This window comes from Pseudomonas sp. GM78, from assembly GCF_000282475.1.
In the GTDB taxonomy this organism is placed as follows: Bacteria; Pseudomonadota; Gammaproteobacteria; order Pseudomonadales; family Pseudomonadaceae; genus Aquipseudomonas.
On sequence record NZ_AKJF01000095.1, the window covers coordinates 21092 to 46895 of the forward strand.

Annotated in this window: 22 protein-coding genes and 1 pseudogene; 7 read left to right on the forward strand and 16 right to left on the reverse strand. The window is 60.6% G+C overall.

Annotated elements, in window-relative coordinates; genetic code table 11:
• Nucleotides 1-140 precede the first annotated feature (140 nt).
• On the forward strand, nucleotides 141-1424 hold the full coding sequence (locus tag PMI35_RS15645) for an NAD(P)/FAD-dependent oxidoreductase (RefSeq protein WP_008059982.1): 1284 nt from the start codon (nucleotides 141-143) through the stop codon (nucleotides 1422-1424).
• 106 nt (nucleotides 1425-1530) lie between these two features.
• On the opposite strand, the gene PMI35_RS0132655 is transcribed toward PMI35_RS15645, so the two are convergent.
• Complete coding sequence (locus PMI35_RS0132655; RefSeq protein ID WP_032831617.1) at nucleotides 1531-1722, reverse strand: hypothetical protein; 192 nt, start codon at nucleotides 1720-1722, stop codon at nucleotides 1531-1533.
• Between PMI35_RS0132655 and PMI35_RS15640 the strand changes: the two genes are divergently transcribed.
• The 6 genes from PMI35_RS15640 to PMI35_RS15615 all read left to right on the forward strand — a co-directional run bounded on the left by PMI35_RS15640 (nucleotide 1721) and on the right by PMI35_RS15615 (nucleotide 6871).
• Nucleotides 1721-2611, forward strand: coding sequence for a serine hydrolase domain-containing protein (locus tag PMI35_RS15640; protein ID WP_008059984.1), 891 nt, complete (start codon nucleotides 1721-1723; stop codon nucleotides 2609-2611). The two genes, PMI35_RS0132655 and PMI35_RS15640, sit on opposite strands and share 2 nt — an antisense overlap.
• A 195-nt stretch (nucleotides 2612-2806) precedes the next feature.
• Nucleotides 2807-2974 (forward strand): periplasmic nitrate reductase, NapE protein, encoded by a 168-nt coding sequence (gene napE, locus PMI35_RS15635; RefSeq protein ID WP_008059985.1) that lies wholly within the window; start codon nucleotides 2807-2809, stop codon nucleotides 2972-2974.
• A 32-nt stretch (nucleotides 2975-3006) separates the two neighbouring features.
• Nucleotides 3007-3267: a chaperone NapD gene (locus PMI35_RS15630; protein ID WP_008059993.1), complete on the forward strand. Its 261-nt coding sequence runs from the start codon at nucleotides 3007-3009 to the stop codon at nucleotides 3265-3267.
• The gene (napA, locus tag PMI35_RS15625; protein WP_008059996.1) at nucleotides 3264-5768 is read left to right on the forward strand and encodes a nitrate reductase catalytic subunit NapA; all 2505 of its coding nucleotides are present in this window, start codon (nucleotides 3264-3266) and stop codon (nucleotides 5766-5768) included. Before PMI35_RS15630 ends, napA begins: the two co-directional genes overlap by 4 nt.
• 11 nt (nucleotides 5769-5779) lie before the next feature.
• A complete protein-coding gene (locus tag PMI35_RS15620) occupies nucleotides 5780-6265 on the forward strand; it encodes a nitrate reductase cytochrome c-type subunit (protein ID WP_008059997.1) in 486 nt (161 codons plus the stop codon).
• Nucleotides 6266-6274: 9 nt separating this feature from the next.
• Complete coding sequence (locus PMI35_RS15615) at nucleotides 6275-6871, forward strand: cytochrome c3 family protein (RefSeq protein ID WP_008060000.1); 597 nt, start codon at nucleotides 6275-6277, stop codon at nucleotides 6869-6871.
• A gap of 4 nt (nucleotides 6872-6875) precedes the next feature.
• Here PMI35_RS15615 and PMI35_RS15610 read toward each other — a convergent pair whose 3' ends face one another.
• The 15 genes and pseudogenes from PMI35_RS15610 to PMI35_RS15555 all read right to left on the reverse strand — a co-directional run bounded on the left by PMI35_RS15610 (nucleotide 6876) and on the right by PMI35_RS15555 (nucleotide 25799).
• Nucleotides 6876-7544, reverse strand: coding sequence for a hypothetical protein (locus PMI35_RS15610; protein ID WP_008060002.1), 669 nt, complete (start codon nucleotides 7542-7544; stop codon nucleotides 6876-6878).
• 108 nt (nucleotides 7545-7652) lie between these two features.
• Nucleotides 7653-8831, reverse strand: coding sequence for an OmpA family protein (locus tag PMI35_RS15605; protein ID WP_008060004.1), 1179 nt, complete (start codon nucleotides 8829-8831; stop codon nucleotides 7653-7655).
• A gap of 15 nt (nucleotides 8832-8846) precedes the next feature.
• Nucleotides 8847-9296, reverse strand: coding sequence for a type VI secretion system baseplate subunit TssE (gene tssE, locus PMI35_RS15600; protein ID WP_008060006.1), 450 nt, complete (start codon nucleotides 9294-9296; stop codon nucleotides 8847-8849).
• A gap of 3 nt (nucleotides 9297-9299) precedes the next feature.
• Nucleotides 9300-9836: a type VI secretion system lipoprotein TssJ gene (gene tssJ / locus PMI35_RS15595; RefSeq protein ID WP_008060007.1), complete on the reverse strand. Its 537-nt coding sequence runs from the start codon at nucleotides 9834-9836 to the stop codon at nucleotides 9300-9302.
• Entirely contained in the window at nucleotides 9817-10914 is a 1098-nt protein-coding gene (gene tssG, locus PMI35_RS15590) for a type VI secretion system baseplate subunit TssG (RefSeq protein WP_008060009.1), read from the reverse strand. Before tssG ends, tssJ begins: the two co-directional genes overlap by 20 nt.
• Nucleotides 10878-12647 (reverse strand): type VI secretion system baseplate subunit TssF, encoded by a 1770-nt coding sequence (tssF, locus tag PMI35_RS15585; protein ID WP_008060011.1) that lies wholly within the window; start codon nucleotides 12645-12647, stop codon nucleotides 10878-10880. Before tssF ends, tssG begins: the two co-directional genes overlap by 37 nt.
• Nucleotides 12648-12671: 24 nt before the next feature.
• Complete coding sequence (gene tssA, locus PMI35_RS15580) at nucleotides 12672-14258, reverse strand: type VI secretion system protein TssA (RefSeq protein ID WP_008060012.1); 1587 nt, start codon at nucleotides 14256-14258, stop codon at nucleotides 12672-12674.
• Complete coding sequence (locus PMI35_RS15575) at nucleotides 14255-17647, reverse strand: ImcF-related family protein (RefSeq protein WP_238543173.1); 3393 nt, start codon at nucleotides 17645-17647, stop codon at nucleotides 14255-14257. Before PMI35_RS15575 ends, tssA begins: the two co-directional genes overlap by 4 nt.
• Nucleotides 17634-18626 (reverse strand): hypothetical protein, encoded by a 993-nt coding sequence (locus PMI35_RS15570; protein ID WP_032831623.1) that lies wholly within the window; start codon nucleotides 18624-18626, stop codon nucleotides 17634-17636. Before PMI35_RS15570 ends, PMI35_RS15575 begins: the two co-directional genes overlap by 14 nt.
• A 140-nt stretch (nucleotides 18627-18766) precedes the next feature.
• A complete protein-coding gene (locus PMI35_RS15565; protein WP_008060017.1) occupies nucleotides 18767-19030 on the reverse strand; it encodes a PAAR domain-containing protein in 264 nt (87 codons plus the stop codon).
• Nucleotides 19030-21384 (reverse strand): annotated as a pseudogene (locus PMI35_RS0132660) (T6SS phospholipase effector Tle1-like catalytic domain-containing protein). The gene PMI35_RS15565 and the pseudogene PMI35_RS0132660 overlap by 1 nt, the downstream one beginning before the upstream one ends.
• Nucleotides 21372-21881 carry a DUF3304 domain-containing protein gene (locus PMI35_RS33915; protein WP_081504822.1) on the reverse strand — a complete coding sequence of 170 codons (510 nt, stop codon included), beginning with the start codon at nucleotides 21879-21881 and terminating at the stop codon, nucleotides 21372-21374. The pseudogene PMI35_RS0132660 and the gene PMI35_RS33915 overlap by 13 nt, the downstream one beginning before the upstream one ends.
• Nucleotides 21882-21945: 64 nt before the next feature.
• Nucleotides 21946-22464 carry a DUF3304 domain-containing protein gene (locus PMI35_RS33920; RefSeq protein WP_008060022.1) on the reverse strand — a complete coding sequence of 173 codons (519 nt, stop codon included), beginning with the start codon at nucleotides 22462-22464 and terminating at the stop codon, nucleotides 21946-21948.
• 169 nt (nucleotides 22465-22633) lie between these two features.
• A complete protein-coding gene (locus PMI35_RS15560) occupies nucleotides 22634-23383 on the reverse strand; it encodes a DUF4123 domain-containing protein (protein ID WP_008060024.1) in 750 nt (249 codons plus the stop codon).
• Nucleotides 23384-23399: 16 nt separating this feature from the next.
• Nucleotides 23400-25799 (reverse strand): type VI secretion system Vgr family protein, encoded by a 2400-nt coding sequence (locus PMI35_RS15555; RefSeq protein ID WP_008060026.1) that lies wholly within the window; start codon nucleotides 25797-25799, stop codon nucleotides 23400-23402.
• Between the last annotated feature and the right edge of the window lie 5 nt (nucleotides 25800-25804).

Here is a 25804-nt window from a genome sequence, read left to right on the forward strand (position 1 = left end):
TGCACCGCAAAAACCTGTGGGAGCGGGCTTGCCCGCGAAGAGGCCGTGTCAGTCAGCATCTCTGCTAAATGACACACCGCTTTCGCGGGCAAGCCCGCTCCCACAGGGATCTTCTCTGCCTTCCCTGCCAGGACTTACCCATGACCCAACGCACCAACTCCTACTACACCGCCACCCTCAACCACGAAACCGACTATCCAACCCTGCAAGGCCAGCACCGCGTCGACGTGGTGATCATCGGTGGCGGTTTCACCGGCGTCGCCACCGCGGTCGAACTGGCGGAGAAAGGCCTGAAGGTCGCCATCGTCGAAAGCCACAAGATCGGCTGGGGCGCCACCGGGCGCAACGGCGGCCAGGTCACCGGCAGCCTTTCCGGCGACGAAGCCATGCGTAAACAGATGCGCCGCACCCTCGGTGATGAAGTCGACGATTTCATCTGGCACCTGCGCTGGCGCGGGCACCAGATCATCGAGCAACGGGTGGCGAAATACGGCATCGCCTGCGACCTCAAGCACGGTCACCTGCACGCGGCGTACAAACCGAGCCACATGGACGGTTTGCGCAAGGACTACGACGAAGCGCTGCGCCGTGGCATGGGTGATGAAGTCAGCCTGCTCGACCGTAGCCAGGTACGCGACCTGCTGCAGAGCGACCTCTACCACGGCGCGATCAAGAACACGCGCAACATGCACCTGCACCCGCTCAACCTGTGCATCGGCGAAGCCCGGGCAGCGGAAAGTCTCGGTGCGTTGATCTTCGAAAACAGCGAAGTGCTGGAAATTATTCATGGCGACAAGCCAGGCGTACGCACCGCCCACGGCCGCATCGACGCCAATCAGGTCCTGCTGGCCGGTGACGTCTACCACAAGCTGGAACCGGACAAACTCAAGGGTAAGATCTTCCCGGCCATGGGCGGCATCGTCACCACGGCGCCCCTGGGAGACCTGGCCCGGCAGATCAACCCTGAAGACCTCGCCGTCTACGACTGCCGCTTCGTACTCGACTACTACCGCCTGACCGCCGACGGCCGCCTGTTGTTCGGCGGCGGCGCCAACTACAGCGGCAAGGATTCACGCGACATCGCCGCCGAGTTGCGCCCGTGCATCGAACAGACGTTCCCGGCACTCAAAGGCGTGGCCATCGATTACCAGTGGAGCTGCGCGATGGGCATCGTGATCAACCGCATCCCGCAACTGGGCAAACTCTCGGACAACGTCTGGTACTGCCAGGGCTACTCCGGGCACGGCATCGCCACCACCCACATCATGGGCGAAATCATGGGCCGCGCGATCACCGGGCAACTTGCGCAGTACGACACCTTCGCCGCCTGCCAGCACATCCGCGTGCCCATGGGCGACCTGCTCGGCAACCCGATGCTGGCGGCGGGCATGTGGTACTACCAGATGCTGGAGCGACTACGCTAATAGTGCGACGGCCAAATTCCAACTGTGGGAACCTGCTCGCCCCCACAGTTGGATTTCAGTGACTCATTACACAACTCACGAGCCAGCTATCAATTCCTTCGATCTTTCACATCACCAAGCCGAATTTTTTATTTGCGCCGGACCTGTTCAAGATGAGCGCCATCACCCCTGTCACGGATGGAAACGACATGAATCTAAATTTCGCCTTTGCCTGCATGATCGTGGTTTCATTCACCATCGCGTTGGTGCACACCTGATTCGCGTCAGCGCGCTCCCTTTCCATCCAGAGTCGACCCATGCTTTTTGCCCTTGTATCGAACGGCGCCCTCCTCACGCCTGAACAGCCGGATACAACGGTGCCCTGGTGGAGCTTCAGCAAAACCGTGCTCGCAGCGGCGGCCCTGACACTGGTGCGCGACCGGCTGGTCAACCTGGATGACAGGGTCGCTGAAGGCCCGTTCACCCTGCGCCAGTTGCTACGGCATGAGGCCGGCCTGGCGGACTATTCGGAACTCGCTGATTACCACGCTGCGGTCGCTAATAATGAGGCTCCCTGGTCGGCGGATGACATGTTGCAACGTCTCGATGCCTCCCGCTTGCGCTACACGCCGGGTGACGGTTGGCGTTACTCCAACGTTGGCTACCTGTTCATCGCAAGACTGATTGAGCGCACCACCGGCCTCCCCCTCGAAGAAGCGCTGAAACAACGGGTGTTTTCCCCCCTCGGCTTATCCAGAGTGCGCCTCGCCAGAACACCTTCCGATCTGGCAGGCGTGAACATGGGCGCCGCGTCCGCCTACGATCCCGGTTGGGTCTATCACGGTTTGCTGGTGGGTCCACTCGCCGAGGCAGCCCTTTTCCTGAACCGACTGTTGGGCGGCGACTTGCTGCCGCAATCCCTGCTCCTGCAAATGCAGACCGTGCGCACCCTTGGTGGGCCGATTCCCGGCCGTCCATGGACGTCTCCAGGATATGGCCTGGGACTGATGCAGGGTGGTGTTGAAGGTCATCGAATCCTGAGCGGCCACACCGGCGTCGGGCCGGGTAGTGTCGTGGCGGTCTATCAATGGGTGGGTAACGACCACAACTCGAGTTGCTGCGCGGTGTTTGATGAGGGTGCCAACGAAGGGGCGGTCGAAGCCGAAGTGGTAAAAAGTTTATCGGCCATTGACGGTATGAACGAATAATCAGGTTGAACAATTATCAAATAAGAAAGTATATCAACTCGCTGCAAACTCAACGCTGTAACGACGGCAAGCGTTATAACCGGTGACTTCATAACCCTGCATATTGGCCACCGCCGGTCGATAAATGCCGCAGTAACTTAACCCTTCAAAACTCCGTGATCTAGTCTGAGTGCACGTTCGGCTGGAGCGCACTCCATGTCATTGACTCAAGAGCAAAAACCGCAGCGGCGCAAGGAAATGCGGCTGTTCCTGTTTCTTGTTGTCTGCCTTTTTCCGCTACTTTCGGTCGCTATCGTCGGCGGTTACGGTTTCATTATCTGGTTTTTCCAAATGCTCTACGGCCCGCCCGGGCCGCCCAACTAAAAGAACTCGATCAGAGCCTGTTGGAGTCGCCCATGGACGAAGCCCTGCATATAGCCAGCCTTGTGGTACATGCCCGCCCCGAACTTTTCGACGCCGTCAAAGCCAACCTGCGTCTATTGGAAGGCGTGGAACTGCATCAGGAAAGTGCTGCCGGGAAACTGGTGGTAGTCCTTGAGACCGTACACGAAAACCAGATCCTGCAACGCATCGATCAAATCAGCAATCTTCCGGGCGTGCTCAACGCTGCGCTGATCTATCACGAAATTCTCGATTCCGCGGGAGACATCCAATGAGTATGTCACGCCGAGCATTCGTCAAGGCCCAGGCCGCCGCCATTGCAGCCTCCGCGGCCGGCCTGCCGATATTCACCACTGCCAGCAACCTGGTCACCGAAGCGGACATGGTCACCCTGGACTGGAACAAGGCGCCCTGCCGCTTTTGCGGCACCGGCTGCAGCGTGATGGTCGCGACCCGGGACAACCGGGTGGTCGCCACCCATGGTGACGTCAAGGCCGAGGTGAATCGCGGGTTGAACTGTGTGAAGGGCTACTTTCTGTCCAAGATCATGTACGGCGTCGACCGCCTGACCCAGCCACTGCTGCGCATGAAAAACGGCCAGTACGACAAGCAAGGCGAGTTCCAGCCGATCAGTTGGGACAAGGCCTTCGACATCATGGAAGAAAAATTCAAGCAGGCCCTGAAAAACAAGGGGCCGGAATCGGTCGGCATGTTCGGCTCGGGACAATGGACGGTGTGGGAAGGCTACGCCGCCAACAAGCTGATGAAGGCCGGTTTTCGCAGCAATAACATCGACCCCAATGCCCGTCATTGCATGGCCTCGGCGGTGATGGGTTTCATGCGCACCTTTGGCGCGGATGAGCCGATGGGGTGCTACGACGACATCGAAGCCACCGACGCCTTTGTGTTGTGGGGCTCGAACATGGCGGAGATGCACCCTATCCTGTGGAGCCGGGTCACCGACCGGCGCCTGAGCTATCCGCACGTGAAAGTCGCTGTGTTGTCGACCTTCGAACACCGCAGCTTCGAACTGGCCGACATCCCCATGGTGTTCAAGCCGCAAACCGACCTGTTGATCCTCAACTACATCGCCAACCACATCATTGAAAGCGGCGCGGTCAATCAGGATTTCATCAGCAAGCACACGCGCTTCGCCAAGGGCGCCGACGATATCGGCTACGGCTTGCGCGCGGATGACCCGCTGGAAAAACAGGCGAAGAATGCCGACAAGGCCAATACCTGGACAGACATGTCCTTCGAGCAGTTCGCCGCGTTCGTCAAACCCTACACCCTGGAACGCACCGCCAAGGAGACCGGGGTGGCGCCTGAACGCATCAAGGCCCTGGCCGAACTCTATGCCGATCCCAATCGCAAGGTCGTGTCGTTCTGGACCATGGGCTTCAACCAGCACACCCGCGGAGTCTGGGCCAACAACCTGATCTACAACATCCATTTGCTCACGGGCAAGATCAGCGAGCCGGGCAACAGCCCTTTCTCGTTGACCGGCCAACCGTCGGCCTGTGGCACCGCGCGCGAGGTCGGGACGTTCTCCCACCGCCTGCCCGCCGACCTGGTGGTGACCAACCCCAAGCACCGCGCCACCGCGGAAAAAATCTGGAAGCTGCCTGCCGGCACCATTCAGGAGAAAGTCGGCTTTCATGCGGTACAACAAAGCCGCATGCTCAAGGATGGCGTGCTCAACGTCTACTGGACCCAGGCCAGCAACAACATGCAGGCCGGGCCCAACATCATGCAGGAAGTCTTGCCGGGCTGGCGCAACCCGGACAACTTCGTGATCGTCTCGGACGTCTACCCCACCGTTTCCGCCCAGGCCGCCGACCTGATCCTGCCCAGCGCCATGTGGGTGGAAAAGGAAGGCGCCTTTGGCAACGCCGAGCGCCGCACGCAGTTCTGGCATCAGTTGGTCAGCGCACCGGGGGATGCCAAGTCCGACTTGTGGCAATTGGTGGAGTTTTCCAAGCGCTTCAAGACCGATGAAACCTGGCCCGCGGAGTTACTGGCCAAGGCCCCTGAGTACAAGGGCAAAACCCTGTTCGAGGTGTTGTTCAAGAACGGCCAGGTCGACGAGTTTCCCGTCGAACAAATCGAGACCGGTTTTAAGAACGATGAAGCCAAGGCCTTTGGTTTCTACCTGCAAAAAGGCCTGTTCGAAGAGTACGCGCAGTTTGGTCGCGGTCATGGCCATGACCTCGCGGCCTTCGATCGTTACCACAGCGAACGCGGCCTGCGCTGGCCAGTGGTCGACGGCAAGGAAACCCGCTGGCGCTACCGCGAGGGGCTCGACCCCTACGTGGAAACCGGCAGCGAAGTGCAGTTCTACGGCTACCCGGACAAGAAGGCGATCATCTTCGCCCTGCCCTACGAGCCACCGGCCGAAGCCCCGGATGCCGACTACCCGTTCTGGCTGAGCACCGGCCGGGTCCTTGAGCACTGGCATACGGGCACCATGACCCAACGGGTGGAAGAACTGTACAAAGCCGTGCCGGACGCACTGGTCTACATGCACCCCGAGGACGCCAAGGCCATGAAGGCACGCCGTGGCAGTGAAGTGAAACTGATCAGCCGCCGCGGCGAGATCCGCGCCCGCATCGAAACCCGCGGGCGCAACAAACCGCCTCGCGGCCTGGTGTTCGTGCCGTTTTTCGATGCCAACAAGCTGATCAACAAGGTCACGCTCGACGCCACCGACCCGATCTCCAAGCAGACCGACTACAAGAAATGCGCGATCCGCATCGAGTTGATCAGCGTGGCTTGAGGAGAACCGCCATGAGTTTTCGCATCCTGCCGTTGTTCCTGCTCGCTGTGATCGGCGCGGTCATTGCCGCCGAGGTTGATTACCCCCTCGATGCACCTGGCCCGGACGGACGCCGGCCCGGCGGCACCCTGACGCAAAACGCCCCTGCGCCGCCCCTGGCCGACGATGAAAACAAGGACCTCAAGCGCGAGCGCAACTACCCTGACCAGCCGCCGACCATTCCCCACAGCATTCGCGGTTACCAGATCGACAAGAACGGCAACAAGTGCCTGTCCTGCCACAGCCGGGCCAACAGTGCACGCAGCCAGGCGACGATGATCAGCATCACCCACTACATGGACCGCGACGGCCAGGCGCTGGCGGCGGTATCACCGCGTCGCTACTTCTGCAACCAGTGCCACGTGCCACAAAAAGATGTGCTGCCGCTGGTGGGCAACAGCTTCGAGACCATCGACAAAATCCTGCAAGACGACGCCAACGCCGCGCAGAAACGTTGAGGAGGCGCCATGAAAGCACTGTTCGCCCTGCTTAAGGACTACTGGGGCATCCTCTGTCGGCCGAGCGTTTATTTCAGCCTGGGGTTCCTGACGTTGGGCGGTTTTATCGCCGGGATCATTTTCTGGGGGGGATTCAACACGGCACTGGAGCTTACGAACACGGAGAAGTTCTGCATTTCCTGCCACGAGATGCGCGACAACGTGTTTGTTGAATTGCAGGACACCATCCACTACACCAACCGCTCGGGCGTGCGCGCCAGTTGCCCGGATTGCCACGTACCCCATGAATGGACCCACAAGATCGCGCGCAAGATGCAGGCGTCTAAGGAAGTCTGGGGCAAGCTGTTCGGCACCATCGACACCCGCGACAAATTCCTCAACCTGCGCCGTGAACTGGCAGAACACGAATGGGCCAGGCTCAAGGCCAACGACTCACGCGAATGCCGCAACTGCCACAACTTCGAATTCATGGACTTTACCCGCCAGGGCAAACGGGCGGCGGCCATGCATTCGACGTCGTTGGCCAAGGGCGAGGCCACCTGCATCGACTGCCACAAGGGCATTGCGCACAAGCTACCGGATATGAGCGGCGTCAAGGGCTGGTAGCGGTTCAGTTGCTTGCCACATGATCCACATGGCCTGCCGTCACCAGTGTCTTCAACGACGCATCGAACTGTTTCAACGCGTTCACTTGCAACGCGGTCTGCTGATTGATCTGCGCGGCAATCTGCGGCGCGGCCTTGCCATGCACCCACACCGAAGGCATCTGCTCAACACGTGAACCTTGCGCCTCGCCAATGTATTGCAGGTTCGCATCGTAGAACCGGGCCATGAAGCGCGCCTCAACCTGATCGTTGCGTTTGGACACCAGGCGACTGTAGGTGTCGAGCATCACCACCACGTCCGGATGAGCCTGCAACGCCGCATCGAGGTTGTCGTAAACGGTCACCGCTGCGAACTCTTTCTGCAACGACGCCATCAACCAGCCAATCGCCCGCTGCGGATCAGAGCTGTCGACAAACGCCTGACTGATCCGTGAATCCAGCTCGGGGTTCTGCGCCCCCTTCACCGCCACGGCGTGGTAGCTCTCGAGGTATTGCTGGGTGTTGAGGGTGTTCTCGCTGTAGAGCACCGCCACCTTCTGCGTGTGTTGCAAACGCACAGCGCTGTCGGCAATCGGCAGGAAACGGTAGGCCGCTTCGGCAGCAATCGCCGGTGCGGTGGACGCCACGCCAGCGCTGAACACGGCGACAAAAGCCAGCAGGGTCGAGATTCTCATCGCGCTTATTCCTTCAATGGCGAGATCGGTATGGCGCTATCTTCCTCCCTTGGCGGAAAAACAGAACTTGCATTCTTTAATGATGAGTATCGAGGGAATGAATGATTGCTATGACGCCGCCCGCTCACTCGGTTTCCCACAGGCGCCTGTTTGAGGCACCAACTGGATATCGACACGCCGGTTAGCCGCACGCCCGGCCTCGCTGTCGTTGCTGGCGATCGGCTGACTGTCGGCAAAGCCCTGGACCGCGAAGCAACTGTCGGGGATATCCCCCATCCGTTGCATCCAGCCGCGTACGGCCGAGGCGCGAGCGTGGGACAGCTGCAAGTTTTGCTCGGCACTGCCCTTTGCATCGCTGTGCCCGGCGATGACGATCAACCAGTCCGGTTGGGCCTTGATGTCGACCAGGGCGCTGATCAGGACCTTGGTCGAGCCGGGCTTGAGTTCGGCGCTGCCGGGGGTGAAGAGGGAGAGGCTGTCGAGGCGTACGGGCTGGGGCAGCGCGGGTGGCGCCTGGAACACACTGGCGAGGCGATTCGCGCCATCCTTTTCCGGGCTCGCCAGCCAGGCCGTCCAGAAGGCACCCGTGGCCAAGGTGATCGTCGCGACGGCGGCGAACAGCCAAGGGCTGAGCCGATGCGCCTTTTTCTGAGCCAGCACTTCGGGCAGCGGCGGTGTCGGCAGGATCACCACCGGCATCACTTGGGGCGGTGGCGGCAGTCTTGTCGACAACGCCACCGCATCGAACAACGCGTGGGTCTGCGCATGGGGCTGTGCCAGTCTATGCAGCAGGCTGTCGACTTGCTGACGCAGGGTTTGCAACGCGCCTGGCGGATGCTGAACCTGCCGATCCAGTCGTGTGTGCAGGCGCTCCAGCCCAGCACTCAGTTGGGCGATCGCAGGCAGACGCCAGAATTGCAACTCCAGGCTGCGCAACAGGGACTGCAGGCGCGCGAACAGCCAGGCCAGGATCTCCAGGCGCGCCGGCTCCATCGCCGGCCACAGGGTTGCCCATTCGCAGACCAGTGCTTCGATCAGCGCGATCCCCTGAGCCATGCCTTCCAGGCCGTGCAGTTGACTGCGGGCCAGTGCGAACGCAGCGGCCGTTTGCAGCTCCGCCCCGTTGCGCTGGAACAACGCCAGGCACAACTGCTCCACCGTGGCCCAATCCACATCCGGGCAGGCCGGATGACTGAGTCTGGCCAACTCCTCACGCAGCACCTTGAACTCACTGAAGGCAGTTGGATCGCTGCCGAGCCTGATTCGCATTTCAAACAACGCTGTCATTACGCATCCCTTTGTTTAAACAATTCCTGACTTCGATAGATAGTGCTGGCGCTTCAAGTGCCGCACCAGGACCTGGCCCCCTGGCGTGAGTGTGGTGCCGAAGGTCACTCGACGGCCCCCTCTGAGTTGCACTTCGAGGCTGTACTCCAGGTGACCCGGTCGGGTCTGGGGCAACAGCTCGATGCCAATCGTGGCCACGCGCGGCTCGTACCTGGCCAGGGTGTCGGCCATGGTGCGCATCAGTCCATGGGCCGACCCAGGCAGGCCCTGGAGGATCTGGCCCATGTCCGGCAGGCCATAATCGGGCAGATGATCGAGCGCGCCGGCCCGGCTGTTGAGGATGCGCCGCAGGTTGTCCAGCACCGACAGCGTGCACTGATCCTCTTCGGCGACCTGGTGCAGATCCAGTTCGCCGTCGAAATTCTGCAGGAGTGTCTCGTACAACGAGGGATTGAGATCGCTCATTCGTCACTCCTTGGCCAGCGGGCGCAGGGTCAGGCGGTTTTCCCCCAGTTCGATCACCCGCACCCGGTCCGGGTCAAGGTCCTCCCGTGCCAGGGTCAGGCGCCAGGTATCGGCTCGGCTATCGAACTCACGGAACAATGCGACCACCGCAACGTAGCGCGCCTGCTTGTCCAGGGGGATGTTCAGTTGCATGCCCTCATCTGGCTTGACCACCAGGGTTCGCTTGTCCAACAAGTCGGCACTCAGTACCTGCTCGTCATGGCTGAGCAAGCTATCGTAGTTCGCCCTGTCCAGCGCCTTGCGCTCACGCAGTTGATACACCCGCACCAGGGTCGGTACGGATAGCGCATTCATGTCGAGCGCGGCGGTGTTCAACGCCGCGCGCCCGCTGAGGTCCAGGTGCAGGGTTTTCACCTGCTTGTAGAAGATCGCCTCGGTGGTCGAGGTGGTCGCGTCTGTCACGCTCTGGGTTACCCCGCAAGCGGTGAGCAATACACAGAACGCGGCGACCCCCAATGATTTAGAAACGGTATGTGACATGCTGTCTCTCCCTGTCCCGGGGGTTGTCTTGCAGGCCTTCATAGCGGCCCAGATTGATGGTGATGGTGGTGTTTTCACGGGCCTGCCAGGCGTCACTGCCCAGGCCCAGCACCGCGGTCATGCCGAGCAACACCTGCGCGCGCCCCAACAGCGGTCGCGGCAGGCTGTGCAGGGGCAACGACAACTGCAGCTTTGCCGTGCAACGCCAGCCCAGGTACACGCGCAGCAGTACCAACAGATCGTTGTACAACTGGCCACCCGGCAGCCAGCCACGGGCCTCGTTCCGGTCTTCGGTGAACAGCGCCAGGTGCAGCTGACTGTTGGCGTCGTAGCCGACACGGCCCAAGGGTGTGCCCTGGGACAAGCGCACCGGATGCCCGGCGGACAGGCTCGCCGGTTGCGCCAGCAGCACTTTCTGCGGCCAGTGTGGCGTCACTTGCGTTCGGGTTTCGGGGGCCAGCAGCTTCACCAGCGCAGCGATGCCTTCGGCGTTGCGGGTGGGCAGGCGCATCACGCTGAGCAAGGCGAGGAAGCGTGATATCGGCGTGGCGACCTGCCTGGCCGTTCCAGGGATGCCCAGGCCGATCAGGCCCAACAGGCATTGCGAGGTTGCGTCCGTTCCACCGGCTTCGAAGGTGGCCGGATAGGAGTACTTGCGCCATATCCGGTAGAACTGGGTGAAGATCCGATGGTTGAAAATATCGAGGAAAGCTTCCAGTGCCTCGTGCCCCTCGCGTCGCTGGGCGATATCGTCGAGAAAAGCCGTCGGCAACGGCGAGTCCACGCCGTACAGGCCCAACAGGCGCGTGCGCACCGTAGCTGGACGCCAAGGGTGTTCATCGTCGGTTTCAATGGCCTTCAATTCACCGGCGGGAAAACCCATGCCGGGGTCTGGTCGAAAGCGCACCGGGTCATCCGCCGGCGACGTGGTGCTGCCAAGTGGCGGGTGATCGGGCAGCGCCTGTTCGAGCAACTGGCAGAAGCGATACAGATGCGCCTCGGCCACCTGCTCCTGCAGTGCATCGAGTAAACCGCTGGCTTTCAGCCGGGAATACGCTGACTGTGGTTCTCGTTCCATCGCAGGCACTTTCCAGTAGGTTGCAGGATCAGCGTGAGCTGGTTGTAGAGGTGGATGTCGGCGTACAGGCCGAAGAAGCGGTTGAGCATTTCGCCGAACAGACTGATGTCGCCCTCACCGCTGAAGCCGTTGGCGTCCAGGGTGACTTCGATATCCACCCCGCGCAGCAGAAAGCCTTTTTCGAAGCGCTGCACCAGGTGGTGGCCAACCTCGACAATCGCCGCCAGGCGACGTCGGTTCAGCTCGCTGCCCGTCCAGTCGTACAACGCCAGCGTGCCGCGCAGCACTTCGGCATTGTCGAGCATCGGCAGGAAGTTCGACCCCAGGTGGCTCAGCACCCGCCAGTGGAAGCGGTCGCGGTTGGGCGGATAGCACGGCAAGGTCGGCGCGCACAGGTTGCGCACCCGCAAGTCGACCTGAATCGATTGCACCGGCGTATCGAGCAAGGTGCCTTGCAGTGCCTTGCGCGGCAGCTGGCCGTGGGTGCCGGTCAAGCGCAGAGACAGGCTTTCGCTGGCATTCAGCCGATCCTGATCGAACCCTTCGCCGCCCAGGATCAACCAGGTGTCATGCAAGCCATTCGGGCCACGCTTGAGTCGGGTATGGAAATAACGCTCGGGCGCTTCGTCACGCAACATCCCGCCCTTGTGACGAAAGCTGGTGAATGGCACGTATTCGTGGCGCACGGCACTTTTTGACGCGCTGACCCTATCCACCGAGTAGATCTCCGTATGACCGTCCTGCAAGCGCATGGGGCGAAGCAAGTAGTCGGTTTGCAGGGGTGCCAGGGTCATCGGGTCGGAATCCAACGTGAATAGATTGATCACCGGCACGCAATGCAGGCGAATGTGCTCGGCACTCGGCGTGAATGCCGGTGGCAATGGCTCGCGCAGCACCACCTCGAGTTCGAACCAGGGGGTATTCGGTGCCAGCGCCAGGTGCTCGAGCCCGCAGAGGGTCACGAACATGAATTTCTCACGAAAGGTGAAATACTCCAGCAACAGCTGATAGCCGCTGAAGGCACTGTCGCCCTTGGGCCACAATCGATCGTCATCGGCAAACCCCTTGGGCGAAAAATAACCCTCCAGCAGAGAGCGGCCCGCCTGGTCAGGCAGGCGTACATACAAGGCTTGAGCGTTGAGGGTCAGCGCCTGGTGCAGTGCACTGGCCAGCGGTGCGTCGGCGTTGAGGTACAACGGCAGGCGGCTCAGGTCGATCTCGCTGGTATCGGCCATTGCCCCGCAGGTAAACCGCAGTCGCAGCAGCGAGCGACCATCCGGTTCATGGGCCATCTGCACGCGTTCGAGGGCCAGCGGCTGTAACGTCAGGCCCTGGGTGGTGGTATAGCGGCAACGGGTGCGCAGCGGTCCGATGGGTTGCGACAGCACTTCGAATCCGCTATCGATGCGCTCGCTGCGTTTCATCTGTGGAAGCTCGGGCGTCAGCTCGACAATCGAAAGCGATGGAATGGTGCGCAGATAGTGTGGCCAGAGCAGGCTGACCAGGCCTTCGGTCAGCTCCGGCAGGTCATCGTCGAGTTTTTCGCGCAACCGCCCCATCAGGAAGGCAAACCCTTCAAACAGGCGCTCCACATACGGGTCGCGCGCGCCCGACTTGTCCAGGTTCAGCTGGGCCGCCCGGTCCGGAAACGCTTCCGCAAACTCCTTGCCAGCCTCGCGCAGGTAGCGCATTTCGGCGTCGAAATACTGCAATGTCAGATTATCGATGCTCAAAGTAAGAATCCTGATAAATGAGTTTTAGCCACAGAGCACTGCGGCGCGTACCGGGTCTACAGCCACCAGCGCTGCCAGCAGCGCCTCCATCCGCCGGGCCAGCGCCGGCTTGTCCGCGTCATTGCGTTGAGCCTTCAAGCGCAACAGCTTGAGCAAACGCGCCTTGACCTCGAAACTCAGCTCGGATTCCCATTCGGCCAGCCCATGACGTTGTCCGCCGGCATCCAGTTCACCCAGCAAGTGAATGGCCAGTTCGCTCTTGCCGTATTGCTCGGCCACACGTGCCATCAGCAGGCGCAACAACCAGCGTTGGCGACCGGTATGGATACCCGGGCGCGCGGCCAGCCAGGCCAGTGCGTGCTCGACGCCATCGCTGTCGGCCTGGGCCAGGGCCTCGCCTTCCAGCGACAGGATCTCGGGGTCTGTGCCCGTCGCGGCAACGGGTGGCGCCGCCAGCCATTGCTGGGGGCGATTGCCACAGACGTGCTGGCTGATCCACTCACGGGTGGTCTCGTCCGCCAAGGGCGACCCATCGTTCCAGGATAATGCGTCCAGCCCAGGCATTCGCTCGAGGAACATTCCCAGGTCGCGCTTGGCAATGTCGGCAAAACTGTCCTGTGGCGCAGGCTGTTTGCTCAGCGCCTGGTACAGGTACCACTGCAGATCCAGCCAGAAATGGTTGACGCCCTCGGCGTAGATCCGCTCCACCAGATCCAACAGTTCACCGAAGCTCTGTTGCAGGTGCAGGCGCTTGAGTTGTGCCCGGTATTCGCCACGGGGAGGTGCCAGGCGCGTCTTGCCGCTGGCATCCTGGAGCGGTGCTTCATGCACGGTGTCCCAACGCAGGCTTTTCATCAGCCGATGGGCCGCCAGCCACCCCTGGGGCTGCTCGCGCAGATAACTGGCCAGCGCGCGACCGCTGTCCAGCAGGTCGCGCCCGGATTTGATGGCCGTTGCCTCGGGGGCAGCCGTGCGCGTGCTCGTCTCGTGGCTGGCGCTGTTCTGGGGTACCAGCGCGTCGACCCCGCCGGATTGCGCCAACCGCGCAAACAGTGCGGCATACATCGGCCCGAGGGCCGGACGCTGGTCCTCGGGCCAGGCAGCCAGCCCATGCTCTATCCAGACCAGCGCCGCCACCGTGCGCTCGGCCTCGTTCTTGACCACCTCCGGATACCGCGACAGGGTGTCGAGCACCTTGCTGCTCGCCAGCCACTCCAGCGCCATCTTTCGACTGTTGGGACGCGCGGGCAGCACCTGGACGGCAAAACGTTCCAGCAACGCGGCCAACAGGTTCAGACCGTCGGCCAAGCCCGCTTCGCCTTCCCTGTGCAAGCGTGCCCAGATGTAATAAGTGACCACCCGCAGATCCTTGCACGATCCGGCAAGCAACGTCTGCGCCAGGTGAACAACCTGTTCGATATCGGCCCCGGACAGTTTGTTGACCTCCTCCCGCATACGCTGGAAGTCATCGTCGCAGGCCGGGTCTTCCCCTGCGGGCAGGTCCGCGCTGATCGGCTGCAACCAGGCTTGCCACTGCGCTGCCTGCGCCCGGGCAAGGCCCAGGGCATCGCGTTCCCCCAGGCAACGTTCGATCAATCGGTCCAGGCTCATTCAAACCTCCCGTTCACCGCGTAGGGCATGGCTTTTTCGTCCTTGCCGAGAAAGATCTGCGCCGGCAACTTGAAATCCCGCAACTTGAGCAACGCCATCGGCCCCGCCCCCAGTTCGGTGCGCAAGTACCAGGTCAGGCCGATGCCGTCGGGCGCCTTGAGCACCACACGAAAACGGCTGTCGCCGTCGTCCAGTGGCGTGACTTGGGCCTGCTCCAGGAGGCGGATCAGGCCCCAGGTGCCCGGGTAGTCGCCAAACAGCCGTTCGTTGGCCCGCACGCTGGTCCAGGTCAGGCTCGCGCCGGGGTACTGGCGGCGACCCGGCCAGTTGAAGCGCTGCCAGCTTTCCTTCTGGTTGAAGTACTCGTGTTTTTCGCCGTTGAGGGTGAAGGTGGTTTGCACCACATCGCGCACCGGTTTGCCTTGCAGCTCGAAGCTCAGACCCATGCCGCCGTCGGTGAACAGCACGTCGGCCAGGTGACTGAGCTGGTTGATTGCCGTGAGGAACTGCGGGTTGAAGCGCAAGCCCTGGCTGTGTGGCGTGTCGACCACCCAGCGGCTGCCTTCTTTGCGCAGCAAGCCGCCCAGTTCGCGCTGCAGGAATTGTTCGAGGCGCCCGGAATCGGCGCGGATCATCTGCCCGAGCATCGGTAGTGAGGCGTCACTGGCGGTGGCCGCGAAGGGATAACGGCCGGTGAACGCCTGCTGCCATTCGCTGACGATCGCCCGTTGCCACTGGCGGTTGAGGCTGCTGGCCGAGGGTTGCAGGACGCGCTGCCAGGCCTGCTCCAGCGGCTGCACGAACAGGGTCTGGCCGATGCCGCCCCACTCCGCGCCGAGGCTGGCGGCGAGCTGGCTGCCGTAGGCGCGGGTGTCGGTGAGGTCGATGCTTTTGCCCTGGAACACCGTCTGCGCCAGGGTCTGGGTCATGTCCTGCGGGTCGGCGGCGTGGTTCACCTGTTGCAGGGTCAGGCGCGTGCGCGTGACCTGATTGAGAAAGGCCTGCAGGCTCAGGCGCTCGCGCTCGTCCTGGCCTTCAGGGGTTTTGCCGAGCAGGGCCAGCAGCGGGCCGAAGGTGGCGTCCAGGGGGCCTTTGGGTCCCTGCTGCTCGATCAACGGCGCGGGGGCCTGGGCGATCAGCTTTTGCGCGGAGCTGATCAGCGAGTCGGCCAAGGCCTGGCTGCGTGTGCCGGCCTGCCCTTGGTAGGCCAGGGTGTTCATCAGGGCGATCAGCGGCGACTGGCGCACATCGCTCATCAGGGTCAACTGGTCGATCACCTCGCCCAGGCTGTTGGCCGGCTGCCAGCGCAGGCGGTTGAGAAACTTCAACCAGGCGCTGGCGTAGTCCTGGAAGTAGCGCCGGGTCAGGCGTTCACGCAGCATGTCCGGCGTCAGCTCGGCGGCGATATCGCCTGGCCGGTCGCTCAGCACCCAGTCGATTTCCTCGCGCCGCGCCTCGGCGATGGCCTCGATCGCCGGGCGCACCTGGCCCTCCCAGGCCTGGCGGGTAAACACCCCCGGCACACTGGTCTGGCTGACGAACAGCGCCCGCGCCTCGGTGTCACCAACCATCTGCGCCAGGCTCAACGCCGGGTAATGATTGGCCGAAGCGTCGAGCACCTGGCGGTACAGGCTGGCTTCGGCATTGCGCTGGCCCAACTGGCCGAGCAACAGCTGACGAACCTGCGCTACCAGCGCCGGGTCGGCCACGCTGCGCCAGTCCGGATGCGCCGCCAGTTGCTCGCCATAAAACTGCCAGAGCATCGGCGACAGGCCGTGCCACAACCCCGGCGAAACCCCGCCGGCGCTCGGCTCGAGCGTGCCCAAGGTCTTGACCAGAAAGCTCGCATCGGCTTTTTCCGGGCGCGCCAGCATCAGGTAGGCCTTGAGTTGTTCGTAGGCCTGCGGCGCGCGTTTGAGCCGTTCGGGACTGTCGGCGGACAAGCGGATCAGGGCGCCGAGCTGCTGTTGCAGGCTGGCCAGCACCGGGTCGCGCAGCAGGCGCTGGTTGGCTTCGACGTAGGTGGGCCAGAGCATTTGCAGCAGTTCTGGATTCTTGTTCAGGCCGAAGCGCTGGTACCAGGGGGTGCCGTGGGTGGCGCGGTAGTCCAGGCGGCCCAGTTCACGGGTCAGCTCGTTCAGGGCGAGGAATTGTTCGTCGCTGGTGGAGGATTGTTGCAAGGTTGCCAGCGAGGTCTGCACCTGGGTGATGTGCGTGCGGTTACTGACGAAGGACAGCAGCATGCCGGTGCCCCAGAGCAGTGCCAGGCCCAGTGCCAGTGAATAAGCCACTCGCGTGATGCCCCAGCCGAGGCGCCGAGGGTGAACCTGTTTATCACCGAGCACGCCGTCCCAGGGTGGTGTGGCGTGCCAAAGGTGGTCTGTATTTTCTTTGGATTCTTTACCGCCCTGCACCGGCAGGCTGAACCACAACCCGCGCAACGGCACGCCACGGTCGAACACCCGGAACAACGGCGCGAGGGCCTGCCGCCATCGGGCAATGCCTTCGGTCTGCAAATCGCGGGACAGACGCAGCAGGAAATCATGGCTCATGGTGCCATGTACCTGCGCCCAACCGCTGTCGCGCAGGGGTTGCAGCAGGCTCTCCAGCCCGCCATCCACGGCCAGCGGGGTCACCTGTGACGGCAGCAAACAACCGACCGCCTGGGTCTGGCGTTTGTCCTGATCCCATCCACTGTCGCAGACCTGCCACAGGTGCAGCGGCAACTGCCAATGCAGCTGGTGGGCCAGTTCTTTCAAGTGACGTACGCCAGCGTCCATCGCCTGGGCATCAGTGCTTTGTTGCGCGGTCAGGGCCCAGATCACACCGTCGAGAGCGCGCCAGCGGCTCAGGTTTTGCCACGGAGTGAAGCGTTCATCATCGAATTTAGTTTGGATGCTGCCGCCCCAGAGCAGAATGGTGTCGTGACCTGCGAGCCATTTTTTATCTTTCAGGTTGGGGGCGATGGCGGAAATCTGATCAGGTTCGCCGACCACCAGCAGCAGGCGGAGTTTGCGGCGCCAAAGAAAACTGTGATTTTCGTGCAGGTATTCCTTTAACTCAGCGACCCAGGAATTATCCGGCGGAGCGCTCTCTTTGCTTAATGGCGAAATCGGTGCATCAACACCCACTCCTGTCACGCGCGTCGCCCAAGCCACCGCCAAACGATCCCAGGCCAGCAGTATCACCGGACAGAACCCGCACAAGACAAACCAAGTACCCGCCCCCCACAGCACCAACGATTTGAGTGGCAGTCGAGGCCAGCCGAAGTACTCGCGGCTCAAGTCGTACAGCAGACAACCGAACACCACCAGTACCGTCACGACCAGCAGATAACCCAATCCCACCTTCATCAACGAGCCTTGGCTCGCTTGCTTAATCATTGCCATGAGGCACCGCCATTCCAATAGCCAATCGATTGTTTCCGTCCTGACTCAGCCAGCCACAAGGCTGTCCGGCCTCCCTCGCCTGCAACAACGCCAGGGACATGCCGATGAAGGGCGCCAGTTGCGCCAATACGCCCCAGTGCCCGGACAATTGATGTTCACCAGACTGCCAACCACCTTTCAGGAAAGTGCCCTGGCTGGTTTTATCCAGCGCCAGGCAATCCGGCGGTGCTACGTCCAACCCGGCGTAGCGCTGGATCTGTACACAGAGTTCAGCGGGTGATTCGTCGAGCTCGCTCAACAGGTACTCGCCCCTGTGCAACAACTGCCGCCCCTGGCGGCTCACCAGCCAGAGAAATCCTGCTTCACCGGGCAGCCCAGGCGCTTCGGTCTCCGGCACCGACACCACTCCGGCGCACAACAGCCAATCAGCCTCTTCACAACAATCCTGGTGAAAGGCATCGATCATTCGATCCAGATCGGATAGGTCCTGCAGAGGCAAACGCGTCTCGGGCAACATCACGCCGGTTTTGGCCAATACCTCGACAAAAGCAGCCTGGTCGCGCTCGTCCCCCACCCAAGCGATACCTCGCAGCTGCGGCCAGCGGTCATTCAATTGCGTAAGCGCCAGGGTTAACCGAGCCAGGCGTCGAGCCAAGGCCGGCGCACGCTCAGGGGTCGTACCCAGCGACACCGCGCAGCGCAACATGGGCTGCGCAGCACCCTCCGGTTTCGATGGCTTGGGTGCGGGCACGTTGGCCATCAAACCATGGTAATGGGTTTGCTCATCGCCCACCGGCCCTAGCAGCAGCACCTGTTCCACCGGCAAACCCAAGCGGCGACGCCCCCACCAGAGCTGCACCGCGACCTCCACCGTGCGTCGATACACATCACGGTTAAACAGGCAGATTTGCCACCCCAGCATGCGCAACGCTATCGCCAACGCCCAGCAACAAGGCATGACGGCACTCCAGATCCACAGTTCGACCCTTGGCTGCTCTTCTGGCCATAACGACAACAAAACCGCCGACTGCAACCCCCACAGCAATAGCAAAGCCAGCCACCAGCGGCGCCAATGCGGTTCACGCGGTTCGACAAGGTCCGGGTATTGCGGCGCGTGGTTCATGGCGCCACTACCATGAACGAGGCCGCAAGCGAGCTGACCAGAGTGCAACCACAATCACACTCATGCCCGTGCAGGGCCACAAGCTTGCCGTCCATGATCGCCACCGAGGTGCCCTCTGCAATGTGCGTCAGGCCGTGCAATTCGCAACGGGCCTGATCCCCCACGCAGGCAACCGGCTGGCCGAATGCCTCGTAGTGACCTTCAAGCACTTCACCACCAAACGGGCTCATCGAGTCCCCCACACGTACCAGAGGCAACATCAGGCGCCCTCCCCGGTGAGTTCGAACAAACTGCCCGCCTCGCGCAGAAAGGCGGTGGTGCGGTCGATGCGTTGGGCATAGTCTTCCTCGGCAATCTGCTGCTTCAGCTCAGCCGCCACCTTGCCGATATGCGCCGTCGGTTTCAGCAACTGCGCGGCCTCCGGCAGGAACGGCAGCACCACTCCACGCGCCTTGTCGATCACTTGATAGCCGATGCTGGCGCCCCCTATACCCGCGACCAGCCCGCCAACCCCGCCCAACGCCCCACCGCGTTTGATGCCGTACACCGTTGCGCCGGCCAGCATCGCAACGCCCAGTATTCGTCCAGCCACCACCACCGGTGACAGGTCCCGGCTGTTGTCATTGCCGAAATACGTCATGCGATAGAAGAAATAGCCCGCCCATATCTCACGCGATCCCAACGCGTCATGCATGAACCAGGCGCGTGAGTCGTGTACCTGGTCATCGAACAGCGCGACCACCAGCGCCATGTGCGGGTCCTTGCTGGGCGTACCTCGGGCGTCGCTGAACAATTGTTTTGTGCGCAGCTCACCTGCCGCCTTGATCGCAGCGTGGTCCTGCAACTCATCGTTTTCGTTGAGCAGATAGATCGCGTCGCGCAACAGCACATCGGTGATCGTGCCGACCGCACTGGTTTGCTTGCGGTCGAAGCCTTTGTAGTCGCGTTTGAATTCCGCAGCTGCCTGGCTGAGTTGAGTCTTGTCGATCTGCGGTTCGTAGATGGGCGGGCCGGGATGGTTCGTTGCCGCCGCGGGCGTTTTCAGCCGATCGGCCAAAATGATTTTTTTCTGTTTTTCATAGGCCTCACGTTGATCACTGGTGTCGTAGACAGTGACTTCATTGGCCTGGGTGAAGAACGGCTGATGTTTGTAGCTGTCGTTATTCTGCAACGGGTCATCGGCATAACGACCGATACGCCAGCCGGTGATCCAGCCCAGTTGATCGGCCAGGGTTTCTTCTACGGTGATGCCGAGTTGCTGTGGTTTGTACTCCCAGGGTTTTGTGTGGGTGGGGGTGTCGGTGGTGATGCCTGGGAGGGTGTGGCGCCAGGCGTTGAAGCGCTCGATTGCTTGGGGGCTGATATCAAACTCAGTGTTAGTTACTTCTGAGATAACTCGCCATGCCTTCTGATCCTCTAAAGTTTTTGGCAGCACTGTTTCCGGCACTTGCAAAGGCGCGCCCGCAGCGAAGGCTTCGGCATACATGTCGTGGAGGACGATTTGTGACACCAGTTCATTGGTGCCACCTCTGGCTTTGCCTTGGTCATTCTGCGGATAACCACCACCGACATCGGAATGCACACCGGGGTACACCACTTCATAGGTGTGGAGCGGGTACTGGCCGTCCTCGTTGCGGATCGAGTCCAGCGGAAAACACGAGCGCTGCTCGAAGGCCGCGACGAAGTGTCGGCAGCATTTGACGAAGTTCGGAAACTTCGTGGCGTCAGGCAGCAACTGACTGTCATCGGCCCAATCCATGTGCCCGGCAAAAAAAGGCGCCGCATGGGCGATGCCGACCGAGGCGACGGTGTCCAACACACCGAGAAACTCGACGCTGACCGGCAGGCCGATCAGACGTTGCTCAGGCAACGTGGCACCGGCCGGCGTATCAAACAACTGGCTCAGCCAGGTTACGAAAGTGCGAGCCTCTGCTGCCCCGCGCGAGAAGCCGTACACGTACAGTTTGACTGCCAATACTTCAGGCTGCCGGGACTTGTCTTTACAGGCCTCCAAGGAATCAAACAGTCCTTTCATGACTCGTCGTCGTTTGCCTTCCCCCAGTACGCTCATCAGCGGTGCCTGCCACGTGCTCATGGCATCGACTGCTTTTTTTCTGTCGGCTTTGGATAACTCTTTCTTAGTCAATGCAACCCTCAGCGCATGAGCTAATGACACCAATGCCCAATTGATGCGATCTTCACCACCCGTCGCATACCTCAGTCCCTCCGCGCTGTAATCCAGTTCGCCAATTTCAGGAAAGGGAGTTCCTACACCGGGCATATAAAAAGAAAAAAAACCCTCTTTTTCTGCCTGTTCACCCCTGAGCGACGCATGAAAAAGCTTGGCAATATTACTGGGGTGATTTTTCTTGGTATCGTTATCTTAATTATTGTTAGTACCATCGAAAAACAAACTGACGTGTAAACTTTGAACGCATTCAAATCGCTGAGACTTATTTTTTGCATTGACCTGTCGATGGTGACAATCCTCCTCGGCAGTTTGCTTGTCACAGTTAGCAGTCACCGACGAAACATGACCCGGCAAACGCCCCACCATCGGAAAAACTGGCGGAGCCCAGACTTTGGCGCTTGAATTTCTCATTACTTCGGGCATACGGATGGCTCCTTCATTCCCATAGATACTTTGATCGGATAATTAGGTGAGCTGGGTGCCCAGCAAGAAGTCGTAACCTTTACCTGGTTACATGTGAAAAAATGCACCTTAAGATCGCATGACTCCGTTCCCGGCCACTCTGGAATTTCCACGACAGTGCTGTAGCGCTGATAGTTGGCCTTATGTTTAGCCTGAGCAACTCTATAGCCATCAGTCCCTAGCGGCGGCCATTTAGAATAAGCATAAGGATCAGTATCAACCTCCCATTCAATATGCGCCTTCAAGCCAGGGCGCCATTTAGTCGGCATGATAATGCAGCAAGAACGCCCCCCACCCCCGTCGGCCCGGTAACCATTCACCGAGAGCCAATTAATATTGCTCAGCGTATGATTAACCGCTTGTATATTTCCTCCCGCCATTTCGTTGTCCGCTGTGGAACATCCAACCAACATCAACACAAACACACCCAACAACCATCGAGCCCAGGTTATTTTCATTGCCGATTCCCCGAAAATGGAAAGACGGGCGATGTCCAGACCTTAGCGCTCGAGTTAATTTTTACTACGGGCATACGGATGGTTCCTTCATTTCCATAGATACTTTGATCGGATAATTAGGTGAGCTGGGTGCCCAGCAAGAAGTCGTAACCTTTACCTGGTTACAGGTGAAAAAATGCACCTTAAGATCACACGACTCCGTTCCCGACCACTCTGGAATATCCACTTTGGTGCTGTAACGTTGAAAATTCGCTTCATGCGCAGCCCACGCACCTTCATCGAACCCATACCCAGTAGTTTTTCTTTTTATTTTTGCAAAAGGTTCCGGATCAACCTCCCATTCAATATGCGCCTTCAAGCCAGGGCGCCATTTAGTCGGCATGATAATGCAGCAAGAACGTCCCCCACCCCCGTCGGCCCGGTAGCCATTCACCGAGAGCCAATTGATATTGCTCAGCGTATGATTAACCGCTTGTATATTTCCTCCCGCCATTTCGTTGTCCGCTGTGGAACATCCCACCAACGCCAATCCAAACAAACCCAACAACCATCTCGCCCATATTACTTGCATGGCCATCTCCATCACCGACAACTCCATAATTTCAATTCAGGCCGCATGAAAAAAATCCCGCACGGGCCTCTTTCACATGCAACATGACGATAGAATTTATACTTAGCCCATATCCTGGTCGTTCCGCGAATATCCACCGCCAACATCGGAATGCATACCGGGACCACTATTTCCAGCCAACTCATAGTCGTTGGCGTGCGTACTCGACTATATTGCCAAAGTAATTCTCACGACTTGCTTGCATGACAATCGTGTACAACATCTCAAAACGCCTTTCCTTGCTTTCGTCCAGATGATCAAACTCACTGCGAACCAGGAGTTTCTGGGCATCGCTAATACATCCGATCATTTCGCATTGCTGATCACTAAGTTCCACGCAGGGAATGACTTCGATGCTGCTCTGCTTCGTCAAGCAATGGCTTTGCAGCCATTGCGACTGGTCGTCCCGATCAAGCCAGCCCCAAAAGCAGGCAACTCGCAGGAACTCGGCGCGCTGTTCGCTGGTGAGAATGGAATTCATCAGCACGGGAAAGATTCTCGGATCGTAAAAACGCAACAAGCCAGCTTGTCCACCCCACTGCATTTGAGACAGGGCTTGCAAGGCATGACTCAATTCTTGAAACGGCAGGTTCGAGATCAGGACCATCAGGCGAGCATCTGCTGCGCAGTGTTCGATCAGTTCTTCCAGCCAAGCCTTGTGCTGCCAAATGGTCAGGTCCAGGCGCATCAACAGCGGTGCCTGGTCCAGCAGGTTTTCCTCTGGTGTACCGGTGAACAATGAGAACCAAGGCACCTTGGGGCTCAGTTGCTGCAGCCCGGGAACAGCGCATTTGCTCCACGTGGCTTGATCAAGCAAAAGATCAACTTCCTGTACTTCCGTTCTGGCACACACCTGCTCGATCTGCTCCAGCCATTGGATAGGCGTATTCATCTGTATGTCTCCTCAATCAGCCTTGGCGCATCAGCAAGCCAATGGCGTTTTTCCGAGCCTTTTGCAGGCACTCCTCACACACCGACTTGGGCAACACCGCCAACGGGAAACGCTGGCCACCAGGCCCCTCCCAAATGTGTTGCCCCCTGGAGCGAACCTTGGTGTGACTGTCGAAAAAAAGTCCTTCCTCCGGGTCGAGGTGGATCGCCACATCTCCGGTGCCGAGCGTGATGCCTTTTTCGGACAAAAACTCCAGACGCCCCTGTACCGACTGCACGGTGATGTCCCGCTGGGCGATCAGGTTCATCAGGTCGCCGTGGGATTCGATTTCCAGTGGGCCCTCGCCGGAGACCAGGCGCATGCCTTCGCGCTGGGCGAGCAGCGAGATGCCTTTTTTGGCGTGTGCCGACAGGCGCTGGTCGGCGGCAAGGTTGATGTCGTCCCGGCTTTGCAGGTACATCCCATCGCCACTGTTGAGCAGCAAACTGGCCGGCGTGACCGCGCCGATGCCGTCGGGGGCGCTCAGGAGGATGGCCGGGGCGGACAGGTCTTTGGCGTCCGCTTGTAGTTGCTGCAGACCGTCGATGGCGGGTGGTCGACTGTTATGGGCCTGGGCAATTTCCTGCCACTGGGCCATTTGCTGGCGGGCGCCTTCGATCTGGCTGGTGGCCGGCGCCATGGCGAGTACATCGTCTGAAGCCTTTATTTGTTCATCGGCGCTGATCAACAAGCCTTTGCCCGCGCGCAATGCACCCCAATCGTCCGTGCGCAGTTCAAACCCTTCCCCGCGCTTCTCCTTCCGGGCATCCACTAGATGCCCTAAATTCAACTGACTCTTGCCACCATATTCCGTGCTGAGCTTGACGTGCTCCTGCCCCCGCAGGTCTTCCATGCGCAGCTTGTTGTTCGCCGGCGTGCGCAGCACGTTGCGGGTGTAGTCGCGATTGCGCAGGGTCACGTGGTCGGGGTGTTCGCTGTCGTGCAGGGCGTGGGCGATGTAGGGGCGGTCGGGGTCGCCCTGTTCGAAGGCGATGGCCACTTCGGTGCCGCAGATCAGCGGCAGGTGCAGGCCGTGGGTGTCGCCGGCGTAGGCGCGCGCCTGGCGTAGCCACATGCTTTCCTCGCCCAGTTTCCAGGGGTCGCGGTCGAACAGGAAGTTGACCTTGTAGCGGCCTTGGAGATCGATCTCGGCGTATTTGTCGTGGGCTTCGCCGCTGGTGACCCGGGCCGGGACGGTGCCGGCGATTTGTGGTTTGGCCTGCAGTGGCGGGCGAAAGCACAGGGTTTCCGAATAGGGCATGGCTTCAAAGCGGCACTCGAAGCTGGCATCGCGGGCGGCACGGGTGCGCATGGCGACGATCGCGCAACGCGGGGTGAAGGCCTGCGGTGCTCCGCCGCCGGTGATGGTCAGCACCTGGCCCGGTGCCAGGGTGGCGCTGCTACTGATACCGCTCAGGTGGGTCTGGTCGTTGAGGTAGCGCTCGTGGCGCAAGCGTGCGTAGAAGTAGCCGCTTTCGGTGGTCAGGCGTTCGTGCTGATCGTAGGCGCCACCGAGCACGCGGTAGGGCTCGGCGTAGTGGTAGGCCTCACCGTAGGTGATTTTCGCACCGCGGGTCTGGTCGACATCGGCGTCGAGGTGCGCGCTGGCGTCAAGGGGTTGATAGGTGCGGATGTTGACGTTTTTTTCCACCACCTGGTGCCTGGTTTGCAGGCCCCACACGCCGTCTGCATCGCTGCTGCTGAGCCCGGCGGGCGAGAAGTTTGGCAACTCGACGTCGAACTGGTAGCCGCGCTGGCCGTCGCAGAATTCCACGACGTCGATGTGCAGGCGTTGGTCGCTGGTGAGGCGGTACCAGATGCCCACTTCAGCCAGCAGGCGGCTGATGAAGGCCAGGTCGCTTTCGCCGTACTGCATCACCTGTTCGCGCCGGGGGTACTCACGGACCAGGCGGAACAGGAAGTCCTGGCCTCGGAAGTCGTGGCGGCTGCGCAGGATGCTCTCGACGATTTCCGGTACCGACTGTTGCTGGTAGATACGGTACTGCCGGCCGCGCTCGAGCAAGGCCAAACGCGGTTGCAGGGTCAGTTCGTAGCGGGCTTCGTCGACGGAGGCAGACAGGCGTTTTAACCCGGTGATCACGCCGTTCAGGGTGCGCAGCGGATTGATTTCAGGGGTAGGCAGGCCTTTGATGACCGGTGGTTGTTTGGCGGCGTACAGGCTGAAACTGGCGTCCTTGCCCAGCAGGTGTTCGGCCGCGAGATCCTGCTCGGTGCTGGTGAATTCCACGTGGTAGGTGAAGGGTTGGCTGAGACGTTCTTCGCCGTGGAAAGCGAGGACGTCGAGGTGGGTCGCAAGATCGCGGACCCAGAGTTTATGATGGCTGTGGTTGAAGAAGATGCGCGATTGTGTGCTCATTTCAG